This is a genomic window from Colwellia sp. NW0002-52-1 (assembly GCF_057550865.1).
Window position 1 is genome coordinate 111,053 of sequence record NZ_BAAJLU010000003.1, and the last position, 19,438, is coordinate 130,490.

General features: G+C 36.1%; 22 protein-coding genes and 1 tRNA gene. 19 read left to right on the plus strand and 4 right to left on the minus strand.

Annotated elements, in window-relative coordinates; genetic code table 11:
- The 4 genes from tusC to AC27H3_RS04725 all read right to left on the minus strand — a co-directional run bounded on the left by tusC (position 1) and on the right by AC27H3_RS04725 (position 2,348).
- On the minus strand, positions 1-402 hold the full coding sequence (gene tusC / locus AC27H3_RS04710) for a sulfurtransferase complex subunit TusC (RefSeq protein ID WP_487104142.1): 402 nt from the start codon (positions 400-402) through the stop codon (positions 1-3).
- Entirely contained in the window at positions 402-779 is a 378-nt protein-coding gene (gene tusD / locus AC27H3_RS04715) for a sulfurtransferase complex subunit TusD (RefSeq protein WP_487104145.1), read from the minus strand. Before tusD ends, tusC begins: the two co-directional genes overlap by 1 nt.
- A gap of 143 nt (positions 780-922) precedes the next feature.
- The gene (locus AC27H3_RS04720; protein WP_085303618.1) at positions 923-1,588 is read right to left on the minus strand and encodes a Bax inhibitor-1/YccA family protein; all 666 of its coding nucleotides are present in this window, start codon (positions 1,586-1,588) and stop codon (positions 923-925) included.
- Positions 1,589-1,751: 163 nt separating this feature from the next.
- The gene (locus tag AC27H3_RS04725; RefSeq protein WP_487104147.1) at positions 1,752-2,348 is read right to left on the minus strand and encodes a DNA-3-methyladenine glycosylase I; all 597 of its coding nucleotides are present in this window, start codon (positions 2,346-2,348) and stop codon (positions 1,752-1,754) included.
- A 161-nt stretch (positions 2,349-2,509) separates the two neighbouring features.
- On the opposite strand from AC27H3_RS04725, the gene AC27H3_RS04730 reads away from it, so the two are divergent.
- The 19 genes from AC27H3_RS04730 (at position 2,510) to AC27H3_RS04820 (ending at position 19,377) form a co-directional block, all read left to right on the plus strand.
- Positions 2,510-2,600 (plus strand) — tRNA-Ser (locus AC27H3_RS04730).
- 879 nt (positions 2,601-3,479) lie between these two features.
- Positions 3,480-4,133 carry an alpha/beta hydrolase gene (locus AC27H3_RS04735; protein ID WP_487104149.1) on the plus strand — a complete coding sequence of 218 codons (654 nt, stop codon included), beginning with the start codon at positions 3,480-3,482 and terminating at the stop codon, positions 4,131-4,133.
- Positions 4,134-4,135: 2 nt separating this feature from the next.
- Complete coding sequence (locus AC27H3_RS04740) at positions 4,136-6,859, plus strand: DEAD/DEAH box helicase (RefSeq protein WP_487104151.1); 2,724 nt, start codon at positions 4,136-4,138, stop codon at positions 6,857-6,859.
- On the plus strand, positions 6,856-7,533 hold the full coding sequence (locus tag AC27H3_RS04745) for a penicillin-insensitive murein endopeptidase (protein WP_487104153.1): 678 nt from the start codon (positions 6,856-6,858) through the stop codon (positions 7,531-7,533). The genes AC27H3_RS04740 and AC27H3_RS04745 overlap by 4 nt, the downstream gene beginning before the upstream one ends.
- A gap of 28 nt (positions 7,534-7,561) precedes the next feature.
- A complete protein-coding gene (locus tag AC27H3_RS04750) occupies positions 7,562-9,172 on the plus strand; it encodes a hypothetical protein (RefSeq protein ID WP_487104155.1) in 1,611 nt (536 codons plus the stop codon).
- Between the two features lie 84 nt (positions 9,173-9,256).
- Positions 9,257-10,411, plus strand: a complete 1,155-nt coding sequence (locus tag AC27H3_RS04755; protein WP_487104157.1) for a saccharopine dehydrogenase family protein — start codon at positions 9,257-9,259, stop codon at positions 10,409-10,411.
- Positions 10,411-10,884: a DUF2269 family protein gene (locus AC27H3_RS04760; RefSeq protein ID WP_487104159.1), complete on the plus strand. Its 474-nt coding sequence runs from the start codon at positions 10,411-10,413 to the stop codon at positions 10,882-10,884. The genes AC27H3_RS04755 and AC27H3_RS04760 overlap by 1 nt, the downstream gene beginning before the upstream one ends.
- A 10-nt stretch (positions 10,885-10,894) precedes the next feature.
- Positions 10,895-11,284 carry a DoxX-like family protein gene (locus AC27H3_RS04765; protein ID WP_487104161.1) on the plus strand — a complete coding sequence of 130 codons (390 nt, stop codon included), beginning with the start codon at positions 10,895-10,897 and terminating at the stop codon, positions 11,282-11,284.
- A 379-nt stretch (positions 11,285-11,663) separates the two neighbouring features.
- On the plus strand, positions 11,664-12,227 hold the full coding sequence (locus tag AC27H3_RS04770; RefSeq protein WP_487104163.1) for a hypothetical protein: 564 nt from the start codon (positions 11,664-11,666) through the stop codon (positions 12,225-12,227).
- Complete coding sequence (locus AC27H3_RS04775; RefSeq protein ID WP_487104165.1) at positions 12,224-13,147, plus strand: acyl-CoA desaturase; 924 nt, start codon at positions 12,224-12,226, stop codon at positions 13,145-13,147. Before AC27H3_RS04770 ends, AC27H3_RS04775 begins: the two co-directional genes overlap by 4 nt.
- Before the next feature lie 80 nt (positions 13,148-13,227).
- Positions 13,228-13,467, plus strand: a complete 240-nt coding sequence (locus AC27H3_RS04780; RefSeq protein WP_487104167.1) for a DoxX-like family protein — start codon at positions 13,228-13,230, stop codon at positions 13,465-13,467.
- A gap of 173 nt (positions 13,468-13,640) precedes the next feature.
- A complete protein-coding gene (gene tnpA / locus AC27H3_RS04785; RefSeq protein WP_487104169.1) occupies positions 13,641-13,979 on the plus strand; it encodes an IS200/IS605 family transposase in 339 nt (112 codons plus the stop codon).
- An 11-nt stretch (positions 13,980-13,990) separates the two neighbouring features.
- Positions 13,991-14,170, plus strand: a complete 180-nt coding sequence (locus AC27H3_RS04790) for a DoxX-like family protein (RefSeq protein ID WP_487104171.1) — start codon at positions 13,991-13,993, stop codon at positions 14,168-14,170.
- Entirely contained in the window at positions 14,167-14,613 is a 447-nt protein-coding gene (locus AC27H3_RS04795; protein WP_487104173.1) for a thiol-disulfide oxidoreductase DCC family protein, read from the plus strand. The genes AC27H3_RS04790 and AC27H3_RS04795 overlap by 4 nt, the downstream gene beginning before the upstream one ends.
- Before the next feature lie 77 nt (positions 14,614-14,690).
- Positions 14,691-15,035: a low molecular weight protein tyrosine phosphatase family protein gene (locus AC27H3_RS04800; RefSeq protein ID WP_487104175.1), complete on the plus strand. Its 345-nt coding sequence runs from the start codon at positions 14,691-14,693 to the stop codon at positions 15,033-15,035.
- Positions 15,036-15,164: 129 nt separating this feature from the next.
- Positions 15,165-15,953 (plus strand): NERD domain-containing protein, encoded by a 789-nt coding sequence (locus tag AC27H3_RS04805; RefSeq protein WP_487104177.1) that lies wholly within the window; start codon positions 15,165-15,167, stop codon positions 15,951-15,953.
- A 241-nt stretch (positions 15,954-16,194) separates the two neighbouring features.
- Entirely contained in the window at positions 16,195-16,620 is a 426-nt protein-coding gene (locus AC27H3_RS04810) for a TlpA family protein disulfide reductase (RefSeq protein WP_487104179.1), read from the plus strand.
- A 65-nt stretch (positions 16,621-16,685) separates the two neighbouring features.
- Entirely contained in the window at positions 16,686-17,813 is a 1,128-nt protein-coding gene (locus tag AC27H3_RS04815; RefSeq protein ID WP_487104181.1) for a M14 family metallopeptidase, read from the plus strand.
- A gap of 67 nt (positions 17,814-17,880) precedes the next feature.
- On the plus strand, positions 17,881-19,377 hold the full coding sequence (locus AC27H3_RS04820; protein ID WP_487104183.1) for an alanine/glycine:cation symporter family protein: 1,497 nt from the start codon (positions 17,881-17,883) through the stop codon (positions 19,375-19,377).
- The last annotated feature ends 61 nt before the right edge of the window (positions 19,378-19,438 follow it).

Genomic DNA, 19,438 nt, shown 5'->3' on the forward strand with positions numbered 1-19,438 from the left:
TTAAAACCTAAAAATTACATTATGTTGATGTAAGCGTTGACTAAAATCTTTGTTAGATAATACCTGTATATTGCTGATGTGAAAATTTTCAGGTAAATTTCTTTCTGTTAAAGACTCCTGACAAACAAAGATATTTTCTATGTCATAAAAGCCCAATGCAGAAAATGTTTTCAGGTAATCTTTTATTTCAATTTCTGTCGCATTTTGATCCCCGATCACCTGAAATACGCCATCACCTATAAAAAATAATGATATAGCTTGCTCATAAGAGCCAAAAATTAACGCGGCGTCTAAAGATTCTTTACCCGCAGCTGAAGAAAAGGGGGCTTCGGTATTAAGAATTGCAACCGTTCTATTGCTAGTCATGTTATCTGTTATGTTATTAGGAATAGCTTCAGACATTATAATTGCACCACTCGAACTGCGTTACAGGTTAGCTCAACCAATTCACCTAAACCAGACACAGTAAATGTTGAGTCAATGCTTGAAGCAACGTCTTTATCAAGGCCATCACTCAAACCACGTTTTTCTGCCGCCGTAATACATAAAAATAGCGGTACAGAATATTCACGGTTTAGTGTTTGCCACTGCGTTAAGGTTTGATATTCATCGCTCGGAATTGACAAGTTTTTTGCCGCATTTAATACGCCATCTTGATAAAAGAACACGCCAACAATATCGACACCACTTTTAGCCGCAGCGCGAATAAGATTAATTGCGCTAGTGGTTAAGTTGCTATTAGGTGGGGTAGTAACCACGAAAGCCAAAGTTTGTTGCATATTTTACCTTGTACTATTACGAACAATATTTAAAAAAGGATAAAGAAAAACAGGAAATAAAAAAGCCTCATTACTGAGGCTTTATATTTTATACGGTAAGTATAAACAATTACTAATCACATTGAAGGATTTTTAATTGTTAATTAGTCATCGCCGCCTAAAACACCTAAAAGGCTCAATAAATGTACAAAAATATTATAGATATTTAAGTACAGAGAAACTGTTGCACGAATGTAATTTGTTTCTCCACCATGAATAATGCGGCTTGTATCAAATAAAATCAAACCAGACATGATCATGATAATTGCAGCACTAATGGCTAACGATAATGCAGGTATTTGGAAAAATATGTTTGCTACCATAGCAATAACCGCAACAATTAAACCTACCATTAAAAAGCCACCCATAAATGAGAAGTCTTTTTTGCTGGTTAATGCGTAGCCAGAAAGTGCAAAGAAAATTAATGCTGTGCCACCTAATGCTTGCATGATTAATGACGGACCGCCAGGCATTGCAGCATAGTGGTTAAGCATAGGACCTAAAGAAGCACCCATTAAACCGGTGAACGCAAAAATCCAAAAAATACCGCTCGCTTTATCGGCATTCTTATTAACAACAAATAATAAACCGAAAGAAACAAGGGTCATTACTAAGGCAGCCATATGAGACAAGCCCATCGCCATAGAAACACCAGCTGTTACGGCACTAAATGCCAAAGTCATAGAAAGTAACATATAGGTGTTTTTCAAAACCTTGTTAATTTCAATCGCTGAACTTCTACTAGCATTTACACTAATATTTGATTGCATAAAATTTCCTCTAAGTATGCTAAATATATATTCTTTAGATATGGTCAAATGTTAAAAGTTCAAGAGTAAATCAAATGTTTAACTTTAATTCATTTGTATAGCTAACAATTAACCCATCACCATATTGACATATTATGGCACGCTATATTTTTAATTACTATACTTAAACTTGCTCAAATTCATTGATTATTTGCGAGCGTTTGTAACAACCAACACTATGATCGTTTACCATGCCACAGGCTTGCATATGTGCGTAACAAATTGTAGAACCAACAAATTTAAAACCGCGTTTTTTTAAATCTTTGCTCCAAGCGTCTGATTCTTTCGTGGTGGCAGGGTAGTCAGCCATATTGCTCCACTGATTAACAATTGTCTTATGATTAACAAAGCCCCACATATAATTACTAAAACTGCCAAATTCATTTTGTATCTCAATAAATAGCTTAGCATTATTAATAGCCGCTTTAATTTTACCTCGGTGTCGAATAATCTCTGGGTTTACTACAAGTGCTTCTACTTTTTCATCGTTAAATAAAGCAACTTTATTCACATCAAAATTTTCAAATGCTGCACGATAGCCTTCACGACGTTTTAATATGGTGTACCAACTTAAGCCCGCTTGCGCCGATTCAAGGGTTAAGCTTTCAAATATTTTTTGATCATCATAAACAGGCACTCCCCATTCTTCATCATGATAGTCAACGTAATCAGCTTTTGTAGTATCTAACCATGGGCAGCGACAAAGATTTTTATTACTCACATCTATTCCTTAACATCGAAAACAGCAAAACTTGCTTAAATAAATGGCAAATTGTTGATTTTTTTAGCAAACAAACTTTTTTATAGAATAAATCCTTTACAAGAGAATTTCGAGCCTTTATTATTCGCTCCGTTCTCAAGCAGCAATGCTTTTGAACTTCAGGTGAGATGGCTGAGTGGTCGAAAGCACCGGTCTTGAAAACCGGCAAGGGTTTGTAGCCCTTCTAGAGTTCAAATCTCTATCTCACCGCCATATTAAGAAGAGCCCGTTAATTGAAAGATTAGCGGGTTTTTTGCTTTTCAGGGATTATTAAAGAGGGTTTGTAGCGCTAATCTTTCGAGTAGAGTTCAAATCTCTATCTCACCGCCATATTAAGAAGAGCCCGTTAATTGAAAGATTAGCGGGCTCTTTGCATTTCAGGAATTATTAAAGAGGGCTTGTAGCGCTAAACCTTCGAGTAGAGTTCAAACCTCTTTCTCACCGCCATATTAAGAAGAGTCCGTTAATCGAAAGATTGACGTTTTCAGGTATTTCTTACTCAGCTTAATTGTTAATAAATTCATCATAAGATTTAGTTTCTTTCAACGCCGTTTTTACCTGTAAAAAGTATATAGTATTAAGTGATGATTTATCGGACATTAAAGAGTTAATAGATCAGAATAGCCTTCAAAATGAGAATTTTGTGTATTGCTATCCTTGGTAAAATGACTTGTTATCCTTTTCGGTGTCTGTTTACTCATTATGTTGATTTGTCTCAAGCTTATACGATTAAAATTAAGGCGATAACTCAAGTGTTGTTTAAACAATGATTAAACTATCGTGGTTGATGGTAAACGCGAAATACCGTCAAAGACATAGAGTTCGCATACTTCTATTTGTTCATTAACTTGATCTTAAGAGTACAAACCATATTCTATTTTAAATTTTGAGATGGTTCCACCCAATAACGTTTAGTTAAAGTCAGGCCATTTTTAGAGCGTAAATGGTCTTTCTTATTTAATTGTGATATTGTCATGAGAGAAAATTAAATGTAACGTAACACATTAATTTAGTTAAATTAAATACTAAGTTAACTGTTAGGATATAAGAACAAGGACAGTAGTTATTTCAACACTTGTATTATTACCGGGAATGGATGGAACAGGGGAGTTATTTACAGAGTTTCTGTCTTACTATGTTGGTGACTATTTGGTAGTACCTCTGCCTAATTCTGGCCCTCAAGACCATGTGATCTTAGCTAACGCTATACATAAACATTTGCCAAATAACGATTACATTTTACTCGCTGAATCTTTTTCCGGTGGCATTGTTCCAGAGTTACTTAAATTGAATTCAACAAATATGAAAGGTGTAATTTTTATTGCCAGCTTTCTCAGCTCACCTTACCAATTATTATCGATTGCTAAGCTATTGCCTATTAAAGCTTTAGTCTCGTTACCACTATCAAATATTGTTCATAGGTTGTTATTTTTTGGTCAAGAAGCAACAAAACCGCTTTTGTCAAAATTTATAAATGTCATTAAATCAATTCCTGAGCAGGTTTTGAGTAACCGATTGGATGTTATGAAGAGGCAACAACTTCCGCAGGTAACCTTTAATATTCCCACTATTTATATTCGAGCACTCTCTGACAGACTTATATCACCAGAGAAAAGCCAAGAAGTTGCCTACGTTTTTAAACACGTTGAGTTTGTTGAAATAGAGGGGCCACATTTTATATTGCAAGCAAAGCCCAAAAAAGCAGCCGAACTCATACAAAGGCTTATTCAAGCAGGGAAGCTATAAAAGTGTCAATCCAGAACATACTTTCCTATTATCGAGACTGCTACAAAGAAGATAGTGCAGACCTAAATTTATGGAATTTAAATAAACTAAAAAAGGATGACTGCTTAGTATTAGAAGGTCAGGATGATTTAGGTTCTGGATTTCTTCCTCGCATGCCCATCCCAGCAGAGTTTGCAGAGCAAATGATGAAACGTGTTGAAGTATATCAGCGTGAACGTGTATTGCTTTATGCTAGCTTTATTTTAGTAGGCAAGTTGGAAATGAAAGGTGAGTTAAAGGAAGTTGCCACACCTCTGCTGTTTAATGAGGCTTTCATTGAAAACGACAGCGGCAACTACTACTTTTCTGTAAATGAACAAACGCCAGAAATAAATGAATCACTAACTCAATTACTAATGCCAGAAGGTGATAGCACTCCTGATGTTGAAGGTAGTAGGAATATTCAATCCGCTTCATTGTGGACAACATGGCTTAAAGATAGCCCGTTAGAATTAAACTTACTTGAGCTACTTAACTTTCCTAACCTCGTTAACTCCGATGAGATCAAAAAAGCATTAAGAATAAAAACACCAACACTGCTTCCTGCTTCTATGTTGGTTTTTGTTGAAAGATCAACGAGTAGTCGCGGTGTACTGCATGAACTAGAAGAAATTATTGAGTCGAATAAATTATCTGATCCGCTATCTGAACTACTGACACCGTCAGAAAATACTATATCAAGTTCCCAATTTCGACAGCCCCTTAAGTATGACTATTTACCTGGTTTACTGTCTACTCCACAAAAGAAAATCATTTCAATTGCAGCTAATGCTAATTTAAGTTGTGCCTCTGGCCCTCCTGGGACTGGTAAAAGCTATACAATAGCGGCAATCGCAGCAGAGCATATGGCACGAGGCGAATCAGTCCTTATAGTTGCCAATAATGACGCAGCTTTAGATGTTATTGCCGACAAATTAGATGATAACTTTGGTTTAAGTGATGTATCTATTCGAGCTGGACAAAAAGAATTCCTCAAAAAGTTAAAGAGTTATATTGCTGATCTATTAGCAGGATATTTCTCCGAGGAATTGAATAAAGAACCAGAAGTATGTGAGTCAGAGTTAAAAATACTAAATACCTCGTTATCTAAATTAGAAAGACGTTTTGTTAAGTTTTGTCAAAGGGCTATAGTCAGAGGCCAGAGATTAAAAGGTTTAGAGCAAAAAGACTCGCAATGGATGAAGCGACTTTATTTGGCTTTAGCTAGTAGTGGAATTAGAAAGCTTGCGAAACAATGGGCTTCCTTAAATGAAATCAATAATAAGCATATTGAGCGCGAAGAACTTGCTAGTGGTTATTTAAGTGCATTAAAAACTAGGAACCTTAAGACATTAGTTGAAAAAGAAAGAAAATCCTTACAAGCGTTCAATAAAGCAATCCGTAGTCGTACTTCTAAAAGGCAGTTTGAGCTTTTTGATGATATTGAGTATTTAGCATTACTTTCAGCATTTCCTGTATGGTTGGTTAGCCTGAATACACTTTACCGGGTATTGCCTTTAAAAGCAGAAATGTTCGATTTGGTTATTATTGATGAAGCAACGCAATGTAATATCAGTAGTTGTTTGCCAGCACTTTATCGCGCCAAAAGAGCGATGGTTGTTGGAGATACTAAACAACTTAGGCATTACTCCTTTTTGGCTAAAAGCAAAGAGGCTCAACTAACGACTAAAAATGATCTTACTCCTGAAACTGAAGGAGTTGTGAGTTATAGGGACAATTCAATTTTAGATTTGACGTTAAATGCGCTAACTAGTCATCAGCAATTGGCGTTTTTGGATGAGCATTTTAGAAGTAAACCTGAACTAATTCACTTTAGTAACGAATGCTTTTATCAAAATAAGTTGAAAATAATGCAACACAGGCCATGTACAAGTAGTGGCCATCTTCATTTAAGGAGGGTAGAGGGAACAAGGGATAAGTCAGGTGTTAACCATATAGAATCTACGCATGTAATAGAAGCCATCAGACACCAAATTAATGAAGATACACAAGCTGGAATTAGCCATAGCATTGGTATTATCTCTCCTTTTAGGCATCAAGCCGAGCATATAGCTAAAGAAATTGAAACAAGTTTTAGTGAAGCTGAAATTATTAAGCATAAAGTACGTGTTGCTACGCCTTATGGTTTTCAGGGTGAAGAAAGAGACATTATGCTTATTTCATTTTCTGTAGATAACGAGTCTAATCGTGCTGCTGTATATTTGAATAAAGCAGATGTATTTAACGTTACAATCACTAGAGCACGCCAGAAACAAATACTATTCCTATCTATTGATGAAATGCAATTACCAGAACATAACCTATTGCGAAGATATTTAGGCTCAATCAGTGACTTTGAAGCTAAACACTCAATAGCTTCTGAACTTGATGAGTTCCAACAATATGTCATTAGCGAGTTAAATAGGCTAGAAATATCAACATGGCCTGGTTATACAATTGCTGGAACTGAAGTAGATATTTTATGTCGTTATAACAATCAATACCTAGCAATTGACCTTATTGGTTATCCAGGCCCTTGGGCAGATTTTTTTGAATTAAATACCTATAAATTATTCAAGCGAGCTGGTGTTGAGGTGCTACCGATTAGTTATGGTTTGTGGGTAGTTGATAAGGAAGCTTGTGTTGCCAAAATTGTGAAAAAAATAGGACTAACTCAATACCAAATACCTGTAGGGGATGGTGTATGAAGTTTATAGTTCTCGCCATTTGTATGTTGTCTGCGCTAATACAGGCTAAAGAAAGTACCTGCTATGGCACAACTTCAAAAGGGCGACTAGATAATGGTATCGGGTTACCGTCATCAGGTCCTAATTATGTTGGATACAGTACTATTGCAAGGCTTGCAGGAAGAACATACGTACATACACAAGTAGCAGATATCATAGTAAACGCCTATAAATCTTTAGAAATTGAACAGCCTAATAAAGTATTTAAGTATGCTGAAACGGGCTTTGAAGAAGGTGGGCAATTCAAACCACATAAAACTCACCGCAATGGTTTATCGGTAGATTTTATGACACCTGTTGTCAATGAATCAGGTCAATCAGATCACTTGCCAACTCATCCACTGAACAAGTTTGGTTATGATATTGAGTTTGATGGTAATGGAAAATACGATGAATACACTATCGATTATGTTGCTTTAGCTGCACATATTATTGCTCTTCATAAAGAGGCTATTACTCAAGGTGTAGATTTATGGCGAGTTATATTTGATCCTAAGTTGCAACCTGAGTTATTCAAAACATCATATAGTCCATACCTTAAAAAGCACGTTCAGTTTTCTAAAAAGCGTTCATGGGTAAGACATGATGAACACTATCATGTTGATTTTGAGATCCCGTGTAAGGAATTGAATTAATGAAGAAAGTAGATAAGGAGTCAGTAGAATGAAAGTTATGAATCGTTTGTGCTTAGCGTTCATTATTTTTATATCGTTTCAAACATTAGCCACAAAAGTTGATCCAAGAACATGGGCACAACTTTCATTATCAGCTGACTTTATTGGAATAATTGAATGTACAAAGTCAGGAGGTATTGTTGCCGAATATCAGGTTATTCAAACAATAAAGGGTTTGGAAAACACTGGAGATTTAATCAGATTGCGAATGGCAACAGATTATTGGGGGGGGCACTTTCCAACTGCTTTAGTTGGAGAAAGATATTTAATCACAGGTTTTAAAGAAAATGCCCCTATTGGGCTTATAAGTACTTCATCGGGTGGCAGCGTTCCACTTTGGGCTAGAGAATTACCATATGATTACAGGTTACCCCTAAGCTCAGGTATTATGGTTTTGTCACCGAATAGAAAGGGAACCCCATTTTCTTTTAGTGATAGTCACCTTAAGTTTTATTGGGGAATGGATGAAGAAACTGGAGCAGAATTACTTGTAAAAAATATACAAGGTTTACTCGCAGCAACGCCAGAAGAACAGGATCTATTTATTCTCAAAGAGCTATATAAAAAATATGAAATTGATGACTATAGAAGCTATGTTGGCGAACCTGTTATATTCAATAAGTATCAATGGCTAGAACAAGTGAAGGGCTACCAAGATGCCACTGAACTTGTAAACTATATTTGGAATATATCTGGGAGGTTGACTATCCTTGAGCAAGGTCCTTATTCAGATGAAACAGCTCAAGTGGTTTATGATTTGATTTCCTCAGTTGATCAAGAGGAGTATCAGCTTAAATATTACAACTTCAGAAATCCTAATCAAACGATTAATAATGAAGAAAATAAAGCACTTAATCTCCCTGCAATTACAAATTTAGATATTCAACAAGCTGAACAAAATTTTAAACAATATTTAAAATCGTCTAAATGGCAAGAAACAGATTTATGGTATGACGCTTTCGATGTATTAGCTGTTGAGAAGCCAGACATTATTGTTGATTACTTATTGCAGTACTCAAATACGGGTAAAGAATGGCAGGACCGTGATGACGGATATTTATTGGCATCTCGCTTACTGATCAAGGGCAGTCCTCTATCAACCAATTTAATTAAATCGTTGAGAAGCGCTAAATCCGATCAAGTTCGAGTAGCCTCATTAGTATATTTAGCGCTTAACAACCCTTTAGTGGGGGTGAGTGAATTAGAAAACTTGCATCATTTGAAGGATCTTGAACAACTTTCACCGGATATGAAACTTTGGCTCTCGTTAAATTTAGTCAGACATGGTAATAAGAAAGCGGTAGGAGACTTTTTCGAAACAATAATATTTTCATATGCTAATAGTTTTGATCGCTTGGCAGATGGGCACATGCGTTACTTTTTGTCCAATATGTTCAATCGAATGCAAGTTTTATTGTCAAATTCAGCCGCTATATCCGGTGTACCTCAGCCGCCATTATATGCAAATAGTGTATTAGAATATAATTCCTCCCATAGAGATACTCTTACGCCACTGATTAATTGGTGGAAAGATAATGAGTCCAAAATAATATTGTCTGATGTCTGGATGAAAGAGCTTCGGTACACAGGTGTAGAGTAACAAAGTAAATGTTTTTAACACTTCAAAATTGATAAACTTAATAACGAAGTAATACTAATCTTCATAGAAATGGAAACCGAGCCAGTGAAAAGAGTAGTAATCCTTGGCGGTTATGGAAACTTTGGTAAGAGAATTGTTGAGAACCTTACCAATATTGAAGATATAACCATACTTATTGCTGGTCGAAACTTAAATAAGTCGTCAGCACTAGTGGCAAATCTAGAAAATACTTCAGCCGCTAAGTTAGAGCCATTAGTCATAGATATTTTCGCTGATGATTTTAAAGATCAGCTAGCGATCCTCTCACCTTATCTTGTTATTCATACCAGTGGGCCTTTTCAGGGGCAGGATTATCATGTGCCTTATGCATGTATTGAATGTGGTGCTCATTATATTGATTTAGCCGATGACAGACGTTTCGTTTGTGATATAGGTCAGTTAGATCAGCACGCAAAAGATAAAGGCGTACTAATTGTTAGTGGTGCCAGTTCTGTACCAGGGTTATCCTCAGCCGTTGTTGAGCATTATCATAATCAGTTTAGCGTCATTGAATCGATAGATTTAGCCATTGCGCCCGGTAATAAGGCAGAACGTGGCTTAGCAACTGTTGAGGCCATATTGTCTTACACAGGGCATCGACTTAATGTTTTTAGGGACGGTCGTTGGCAAGTTGTTTATGGTTGGATGGATTCTAAGGTAAATGACTTTGGTGGCTTTGTTGGCAAACGTCATTTAGCCAATGTCGATGTGCCAGATCTTGAGCTATTCCCTAATCGCTATTCTGTATCTAAGCAAGTTAGCTTTCAGGCTGGATTAGAGCTTCCAATATTACATCTAACTATGGTTGGTATGGCTTATCTATCTAAAAGAGGTTTAGTCAAAAGCTGGGCACCTTTATCTAAAGCTATTGTTGGCACTAGTAATGCCTTTCTTCCTTTTGGTAGCGATCAGGGCGCGATGGAAGTTATTATAAAAGGTAAAGGTAATGATGGTCCTGCTAAAGAAGTAAAATGGACCTTGTACGCTCCAAAAGGCAATGGCTCTTACATCCCGACGCTTTCAACCATTATCCTAGCTAGAAAACTCTTAAATATTAAAAGCCATGAATCACGCAACAATGCTGGCGCTATGCCTTGTGTTGGTTTATTTGAACTAAGCGAATTTAAAGCTGACTTTGAAGCGTTAAATATTCACTTTGAAGAAAAGATGACTTCTAAAGATAAGTCAGAGGAAGCGTAATGGAGTATTATTTAACCCTTAAGCTAATCCACATATTAGCGGCTGTTGTCGTAACAGGTACAGGTGCAGGTATTGCGTTTTTCATGTTCATGGGAAATAGGTCAAATAACCCACAAGCAATTTATGTCACCGCTCAACACGTTATTTTAGGTGATTGGGTATTTACAACTCCTGCTGTTATTACCCAAATAATTACAGGCGTGTACTTGATGAACATACAGGGCTATTCTTTTTCTGCTCCTTGGTTTTATTGGGTGATGGGATTGTTTATCTTTATTGGAGTCTGTTGGCTACCTGTGCTTCGTATTCAATACAAACTACGTGAGCTAGCTAAAATTTCTATAGATTCAAACCAAGTTACACCTGAATTTAAATCACTGATGAAAACATGGACCCTGTTAGGTATACCAGCCTTTACCGCAATATTGGCCATTTTCTGGTTAATGGTTTTCAAACCATTTCCTGTTGCTTAGAGGAGAGGGCATGAACACTAATAAACATGATGGTTTAATGAAAGCTGCTAAGTATGCTCTTGCCTTTTTATGGATTTTTACCGGGATAACTTCTATTTATTTCTCGCCAGAAATTGGTTATGAAATACTAGCTAACGCTAATATTTCTGGCTCATTAGCTGATATAGCTGTGTATACTGGAGGTATACTAGATATCGTACTTGGCTTTTGGCTTATAACCTCATTTAAAACTAAGTTGTGCTGTATTGTACAAATATCAATAATTTCTATTTATACAGTACTTCTAACATTTCTCGATCCGAGTTTTTGGTTACACCCGTTTGGACCGATTACCAAGAATATTCCTATTGTTGTTTTGATTTCTTTAATTATGATCAATAAGGAAGAGCACCATGACTAAGCCTATTTTTAAAGAAATCAGAAACAGAAACATCCTATTGCTAGTGATTATTGGTGTTGTTTCTGTATTAATAAGGTTACTTATGGAGTACAACTTTGACCGTTCAGCATTGTTGTATGTTGGGATTCCATTTTTAATTGCTATCACTCTTCTTTTCATTGAAAGACCCGAACCTCCTCATAATTGGAAAAGGCGCTACGTAAATATAATTATACTTTCGTTGGTCATAATGCTTGGCAGCTCGATCATACTGTTTGAAGGGTTTGTATGCGTCGTAATGTTTATGCCCATTTATTTTTTTATCATATTTTTGATGTTTTTACTTGAAGCATTTAAGAGGTATAGAAATAGTAAGAATCAAGGGACAAACTTTGCACATGTGTTGCCAGTCGTCATACTATTAAGCGCATTTGAAGGCGTGGTCCCCGAATTTAGTTTTGAGCGTGAATACGAAGTTGTCAGTGACAAAATAGTCTCCGCAAATATCGATGATATTAAAAAGCAATTACGACAGCCTATTGAGTTAAATAAGTCCAGACATTGGTTATTAACTCTTTTCCCCATGCCCTATGACATTGATGCAGAAACACTTGTTGCAGGAGATGTGCATACTATTAACTTTCGCTACCATCGATGGTTTGTAACGAATACACACGAAGGTAGTATGAAATTAGAAATTAGTGAAGTAGAAGATAATTACATTAGAACGCGATTTGTCGAAGATACCAGTTATATATCAAACTACCTGAAACTTTATGGTACTGAGATTAACCTAGAGCCAATAGGTAACAATAAAACTAAAGTCATTCTGCGGATAAAATATCACCGTTTTCTAGATCCCGTTTGGTATTTCGGTCCATTACAAGAATATGCTGTAGGAAAGTCAGCTCAATTTCTTCTGGACGAAGTGATAACACCTAAACATTTAGGTAACGACACATGAATGACCACAAAAAAGTAGCCAAGTATCATAACGAACGCATAGACGATTCAGACTTTTGCAATGCTAATGATGGCAAAGTTGTATTATCGAAAACTAAATTGTTTTGGCTCGGCAGTATGTTGCTATTTTCGATAATTGGTGGCGTATTAACATTTTCTCTCGAAGCTCTTCTTGTCTTTGTTATTTCAACTGCAGTCTCACTTTGCTTAGGGCATTCTTTAGGTATGCATCGAAAGTTAATTCATCATAGTTATCAATGCCCGCTATGGCTTGAGTATATTTTCGTTCATCTTGGAGTCATTGTTGGTTTAGCGGGTCCTATAGGGATGATAAAAACACATGATATGCGTGATTGGGCGCAACGTCAGCATGAATGTCACGACTATTTTGGTCATAAACAACCAATGCTTATTGATGCCTACTGGCAGTTATTTTGTGATATAAAATTAGATAAACCACCAATATTCTTGCTAGAAAAGAGAGTCAAATACGATAGAGTGTTTAGCTTTATGGAAAGAACCTGGATGCTACAACAACTACCCTGGGCGCTATTGTTTTTCTCGATTGGCGGTATATCTTGGGTTATTTGGGGCATCTGTATGAGGGTGAGTATTTCGATACTGGGACATTGGTTCATAGGTTATTTCGCGCACAATCAAGGTGAGCGTGACTGGCATGTTAAAGATGCACATATTCAAGGTTATAATGTACGCTTTGCTGCGATATTGACTATGGGGGAAAGCTGGCACAACAACCACCATGCGTATCCTGGATCTGCAAAATTAGGGATCAAATCAGGTCAATCTGATTTAGGTTGGACTGTTTTGATGCTACTACGGAAACTAGGCTTAGTATGGGCGTTGGTTTTACCTCAAGATTTGCCAAATAGACCTGAACTGGAAAACATAGAACCAACATGATCTTTTTAAGTGTTACCCATATATGAGCAACTAACGTTAATAGTAATTCAACCATAATCTAGAATAGAACGAGGTAGACCTTGTCATCAATACAAATTGCAAGATTCATCATTTCCTTTAGCTGGTTATATCATGGGATTTTTCCAAAACTTGTACATATAGCCCCACTAGAAAAGCTAATGACATCCAGTTTAGGCTTATCAGGTGAGTTGTCTTATTTGTTGACTAAATCAGCGGGAGTTGGTGAAGTTATTTTCGGAGTTTTATTCTTTATTTTTTATCGTAATAAAGTGATGGTTATTTTAACTAGCGAAGCGTAAATCTCGGGGGCTTGCCCCCGTGCTGGATAGTGTATACTGGGGGCACCCCAGTAAATGCTATTCTGCTCATGGAACTTCAAAGAAACACACATCATGTATTTAGGCTAATGTACCACTTTGTGTGGATACCTAAGTATCGCCATAAAGTGGTACATTAGCCTTATAGTTCAACCATGAAGGCGATAATTCAAAAGATTGGATATGATTACGATATTGATATCGTCGAGTTAGAAATACCTAATGATCATATTCATATGGTTATCAGAGGAATACCAAAACAATCACCAAGTGATGTTATGCAAATAGTTAAAAGTATAACTGCTCGTGAATTTTTTAGAATTTACCCTGAAATTAAAAGAAAATATTTCTGGGGCGGTAAGTCGTGGACACAAAGTTTTTTTGTAGAAACGATAGGAAACGCAACCGAAGATGTTATTAGAAAATATGTTCAAGACCAGCTAATCGAATTAGATCGTAAAGAAATTAACTCCGAACAGTTGGACTTGTTTTAAAACTCGGTCGCTTGCGGCCGAGATATTTATACATTATAGGACTTACTGGCTTATTAGCTTTTGTAGCAGTATTACAGCCTCAATTGCTTGTTGAAGCATTTAACCCTGTTACCACCAACATTACTTTAATTGGTTTTAGTTTGATCTTACTTGTCGAACTGGAAAATGAAGATAAAAAGGGGAAGGTATGAGCGTTGAAAAATATCCTCCTAACATTGGTGTAAATGATTGTGTGATTCTATTTGATGGTGTTTGCAAGCTATGTAATACCTGGAGTCAATTCATTATCAAGTATGATAGACAAAAGCGCTTCAAACTGTTCAGCGTACAATCTCCAGAGGGCCAGAGCATACTAAAGCATTTCAATATGCCAACTGGTCACTTTGATACCATGCTATATGTTGAAGGTAACCAATACTTTGATAAAAGTGATGCATTTTTAAATATCGTTAATAAACTAGGTTTCCCATGGCGCATATTGTACGTATTCAAAATAATCCCAACGGGAATCAGAAATTGGCTTTATGATCGTATAGCCCTAAATCGATATAATTTATTTGGCAAATACGATAGTTGTATGATGCCAACGAAAGAGAATGAAAATAGATTTCTTAAATCGGAAGGTGAAAAATAAAAGTAATATCAGCGATAATTTTAACTCATTCAGAACTTTCGATTCATTAGAAACAGCATATATTGAAGGAACATTAATTGAGAAACATCCTATTCATCTGTAGTAAAAATCAGTGGCGTAGCCCTACAGGAGAAAAAATATTTAAAAATCACGCGGAACTAAATGTGAGATCAGCAGGTACTAGTGCAAGTGCCAGGAAAACGGTAAATGCAAAAGACATTCTATGGGCTGACATTATCTTTGTGATGGAAGAAAAGCATAAAAATAGACTTAAAGCTGAGTTCACCAAATTAGTTAAATATAAAGATATTCAAGTGTTAGATATCCCTGATGAATATCAGTATATGGATGAAGAGTTGATAGATAACATGGAACAGTTCGTTAGTGCATATCTTGGGTTTTCAAACATTAATTTAATATAAGCAGATGACATTATTATGTATTTCATAATAAGTGTGTTTAGATAGTTACTGCTGATTTTTATTTTAGAATTAACTGGCTAATAAAGCGAAAAATAAACTAGTAGTTACCAATATGGAAGTAAATATTAAATGGATTTATCAATTTACTTCAACATGATAATTAGTGCCGCTTGCTATTTAATACCGATCTTCATATTTGCTGTCATCATAAAATCAGCATGGTTCAAAGGCGTTTTGGGTGAGTGGCAAGTTAACTTACTCATTAAGTTTTTCTTAGACAAAAATGAATATCACCTCATTAAAAATGTAACGCTTCCTACTGAAGAAGGCACCACTCAAGTTGACCACATCATTGTTTCAAAATATGGCATTTTTGTTGTAGAAACTAAGAATATGAAAGGGTGGATTTTTGGTAGTGCTAACCAAAAGCAATGGACACAACAAATTTATAAGTACAAGTCTAAATTTCAGAACCCTCTACATCAAAATTATAAACATGTCAGAACGTTAGAAGCTACTCTAGTAATAGAAAGTAATGCAAAGAATGGTAGTATATTCTCAATCATTATCTTTATTGGTGATAGTACCTTTAAAACTAAAATGCCAGAGAGTGTAAGGTTTGCTCGTGGTGGTATTGAATATATTAAAAGCAAAACTGACATTGTTTTAAATGATAAGGAAGTTGTCAGTGTTATTGAACAGATTGAAAGCGGAAGGCTTGAGCGAGGTTTTAAAACTAATCGAGAACACGTTAAACATGTGCGAGAAATTATAGAAGAAAAATCTGATATTAAATCTTGCTCAAGATGTGGCGCTGAGATGGTATTGAGAAAAGCCACCAAAGATAAAAATTACGGTAATGAGTTTTTGGGCTGTAGTGCTTTCCCAAAATGTAAAAATACGATAAAAGCCTGTTAAACATAGGGAAATATTTTGATATTAATTTCTAAATAATCATTAGTACAGAAAAGATGCTAAAAATTTTCAGTATTTAATACAGAGCAAAGCAAAGTTACAAAATAGTTTTATTGACCTTGAATAATAAAAGCTTTTATCCGGTCTTATTAATTACTCAATGATTTTACAGGATTAAATCACTTTGTTGCGAAGCTTACTTTTACAGGCGTTGGTGTTTTTCTTAATTTTTAATGCAATTTCTATGCTGCGAGAAACTGATATGTTATCAAGCAGCGATGATGTTGTGCCTAATGTACATAACCTTAAAACCACTGCCAATACAGATATTGCTTTGATTGCTAACGGGAAAAAAACTATTGTTTATTTTTTTGCTCCATGGTGTCAAATTTGTAATATGAGTATTGATAACTTACAGAATATTTATCAAAAAAATCCTCAAATAAATGTTGTTGCTGTAGCATTAGATTTTGTTGATGATGACGAGGTGCTAGCTTTCACTTCAAAGCACCAATTATCCTTTCCGGTTGCTTTAGGTAATGAAAGAGTAAAAGCTGACTTTAAGGTGCAAGGTTACCCGAGTTATTATGTTTTAGATGGCCAAAACACGGTTGTTGCTCGTTCTTTAGGCTATTCAACTGAAATAGGGTTGTATTTAAGGACTCTTTAGACTTCTGATCTTTTAAGTGTTTGTGTACACTATTGCCATCATAAAATTAATGAGCAGATCACTTTATGCAAATATCTTCAAACTTCGATTCAGGTAATATCGATGTTATCTCAGCAGAAACCCCAAACAATATTCAGTTAGCCATTAAAAAAGACCATAATTCAGAATTTTATCAATGGTTTCATTTCAAACTTCATAATACCGAACATTCAGAACATGTAATACATTTAACTAATGCTGGTAAATCTGCCTATGTAGAAGGATGGAAAGACTACCAAGCGGTTGCCTCTTATGACCGCCAACATTGGTTTCGTGTTCCTACATCGTTTGATGGTGAAAACCTTTCAATAACCTTTACCCCTGAATATGACTCAACTTATTTTGCTTACTTTGCGCCATATAGTTACGAGCGTCATCAAGATTTAATTCACAGTGCTCAATTAGATATTGATTGCCAATTACAAGTGTTAGGACAAACCCTTGATGGCCGTGATATGTCGCTATTAAAAGTGGGTGAAGAGGGCGAAGGTAAAAAAGTTATTTGGATAACTGCGCGTCAGCATCCAGGTGAATCTATGGCTGAATGGTTTATGGAAGGTTTTATTGATCGTTTATTAGATGAAGACGACGGTGTTGCGCGTTCGTTGCTTAATAGCGCTGTATTTTATTTAGTGCCTAACATGAATCCAGACGGTTCGGTTCGTGGACACCTTCGCACTAATGCTAACGGGGTTAATTTAAACCGCGAATGGCAAACACCAACCATGGAAAATAGCCCTGAAGTTTATCTTGTTAGAGAAAAAATGCTCGAAACTGGCGTAGATATGCATTTAGATATTCACGGCGATGAAGCACTACCGTTTAACTTTGTTGCCGGCAGCGAAGGTGTTCCTTCTTATAATGCTCGAATTAAAGATCTTGAAGATAATTTTAAAAATGTATTGTTAGCTATTACCCCTGAATTTCAAGATGACGAAGGTTATGATAAAGACGAACCTGGTAAAGCGAATTTAACGGTTGCAGCAAACTGGGTAGGTGAGCAATTTAAATGTTTAGCTTACACCGTTGAAATGCCATTTAAAGACAATGACCTGTTACCTGATTTTAGTGTGGGTTGGTCAGACGAGCGTAGTAGCTTGTTCGGGCGTGACTTTCTTACCGCTATTTATCATGTGGTAGATGATTTACGATAATACTTAAATATAAAAATTAATTACAACAGATATACTTTAAAAAAATAAAAATTATTAGGAGTCTCTAGTGCAAGAAATTGTAAATACATTAAATAACATTATCTGGAGCCCAGCATTGATTTATCTTTGCTTGGGTACTGGATTATTTTTCTCTGTAATCACTCGGTTTGTGCAAGTTCGACAGTTTCGTGAAATGTGGCGTTTGCTGATATCTGGTAAAAGTTCAGAGAAGGGTATATCTTCATTTCAAGCACTAGCGGTTTCGTTATCGGGCCGTGTTGGCACAGGTAATATTGCCGGTGTTGCAGCTGCCATAGGCTTTGGTGGCCCAGGAGCGGTATTTTGGATGTGGGTTGTTGCATTTTTTGGTGCAGCTACAGCTTATATTGAATCTACAAATGCACAAATATATAAAGAAGAGCAAGATGGTTTATACCGTGGTGGCCCTGCTTATTACATTGAAAAAGCCATGGGGCAAAAGTGGTATGCGTGGATATTCGCTATTGCCACTATTATTGCTTGTGGAGCTTTGCTACCAACGGTGCAATCTAACAGTATAGGTGTTGCCGTTACTATGGTGTTTGGTACTGGTAATATTGTAGAAACTGCACTTGGTCCAATTGAAATGACCAAGCTTTATACTGCTGTTTTTATTGTGTTAATACTTGGTTTTATCATATTTGGTGGTGTTAAACGTATTGCAAGTTTCACCCAAGTTGTGGTGCCATTTATGGCATTAGCCTACATTATTATTGCTTGTGTGATGATTTTCTTACACATAGATCGTTTAGGCGATGTATTTATGTTGATTATCACTGATGCATTTTCACCTATGGCTGGTGTAGGTGCCGCTATTGGTTGGGGTGTTAAGCGTGGGGTTTACTCTAACGAAGCTGGCCAAGGTACTGGTCCTCATGCTGCCGCTGCTGCAGAAGTTGATCATCCGGCTCAACAAGGTTTAGTTCAAGCATTTTCAGTTTATATTGATACCTTGTTCGTTTGTACCGCAACTGCTTTTATGATTTTAATTACCCAATCATACAATGTACAACTACAAGGCTCGGGAAGTTTTATAGTACAAAACATTGCTGGCCACATTGCGGCTAACAGTCCTGCTTATACCCAAATTGCGGTAGAAAGTATGTTAACCGGCTTTGGTAAACCGTTTATTGCTATCGCATTATTCTTTTTCGCTTTCACTACTATTTTAGCGTACTACTTTATTGCAGAGAATAATGTGTCTTACATAAAACGCACATTTAACTTTCCGGCCTTAACATTTTTATTAAAATTGTTAATTATGGTGGCAACATTTTATGGCACCGTTAAAGCTGCTGATATTGCTTGGGGTATGGGCGATGTTGGTGTTGGCATGATGGCTTGGCTAAATATTATTGGTATTTTGGTGATATTCTTTATATCTAAACCTGCAATTAAAGCATTAAAAGATTACGAAAGACAAAAAAATTCGGGTGTTGAAGAATACACTTTTGATCCAAAAAGTCTCGAAATTGAAAATGCCGATTTCTGGGAAGATCGTTTTGAAAAGCGAAATAAAAAATAATTGTTAATTACTGAAAAAAAACGCCCGCAAGGGCGTTTTTTTTAGGTAAAATAAAGTATCG

Excerpts from the sequence above, each read along its gene's own strand:
- AC27H3_RS04815 (WP_487104181.1), top strand. The coding sequence starts at position 16,686 with ATGCAAATATCTTCAAACTTCGATTCAGGTAATATCGATGTTATCTCA.
- tusD (WP_487104145.1), bottom strand. The coding sequence starts at position 779 with ATGCAACAAACTTTGGCTTTCGTGGTTACTACCCCACCTAATAGCAAC.
- AC27H3_RS04720 (WP_085303618.1), bottom strand. The coding sequence starts at position 1,588 with ATGCAATCAAATATTAGTGTAAATGCTAGTAGAAGTTCAGCGATTGAA.
- tusC (WP_487104142.1), bottom strand. The coding sequence starts at position 402 with ATGTCTGAAGCTATTCCTAATAACATAACAGATAACATGACTAGCAAT.
- AC27H3_RS04810 (WP_487104179.1), top strand. The coding sequence starts at position 16,195 with ATGCTGCGAGAAACTGATATGTTATCAAGCAGCGATGATGTTGTGCCT.
- AC27H3_RS04745 (WP_487104153.1), top strand. The coding sequence starts at position 6,856 with ATGAAGTTTATAGTTCTCGCCATTTGTATGTTGTCTGCGCTAATACAG.
- AC27H3_RS04775 (WP_487104165.1), top strand. The coding sequence starts at position 12,224 with ATGAATGACCACAAAAAAGTAGCCAAGTATCATAACGAACGCATAGAC.
- AC27H3_RS04735 (WP_487104149.1), top strand. The coding sequence starts at position 3,480 with ATGGATGGAACAGGGGAGTTATTTACAGAGTTTCTGTCTTACTATGTT.
- AC27H3_RS04760 (WP_487104159.1), top strand. The coding sequence starts at position 10,411 with ATGGAGTATTATTTAACCCTTAAGCTAATCCACATATTAGCGGCTGTT.
- AC27H3_RS04795 (WP_487104173.1), top strand. The coding sequence starts at position 14,167 with ATGAGCGTTGAAAAATATCCTCCTAACATTGGTGTAAATGATTGTGTG.
- AC27H3_RS04765 (WP_487104161.1), top strand. The coding sequence starts at position 10,895 with ATGAACACTAATAAACATGATGGTTTAATGAAAGCTGCTAAGTATGCT.
- tnpA (WP_487104169.1), top strand. The coding sequence starts at position 13,641 with ATGAAGGCGATAATTCAAAAGATTGGATATGATTACGATATTGATATC.
- AC27H3_RS04750 (WP_487104155.1), top strand. The coding sequence starts at position 7,562 with ATGAAAGTTATGAATCGTTTGTGCTTAGCGTTCATTATTTTTATATCG.
- AC27H3_RS04805 (WP_487104177.1), top strand. The coding sequence starts at position 15,165 with ATGGATTTATCAATTTACTTCAACATGATAATTAGTGCCGCTTGCTAT.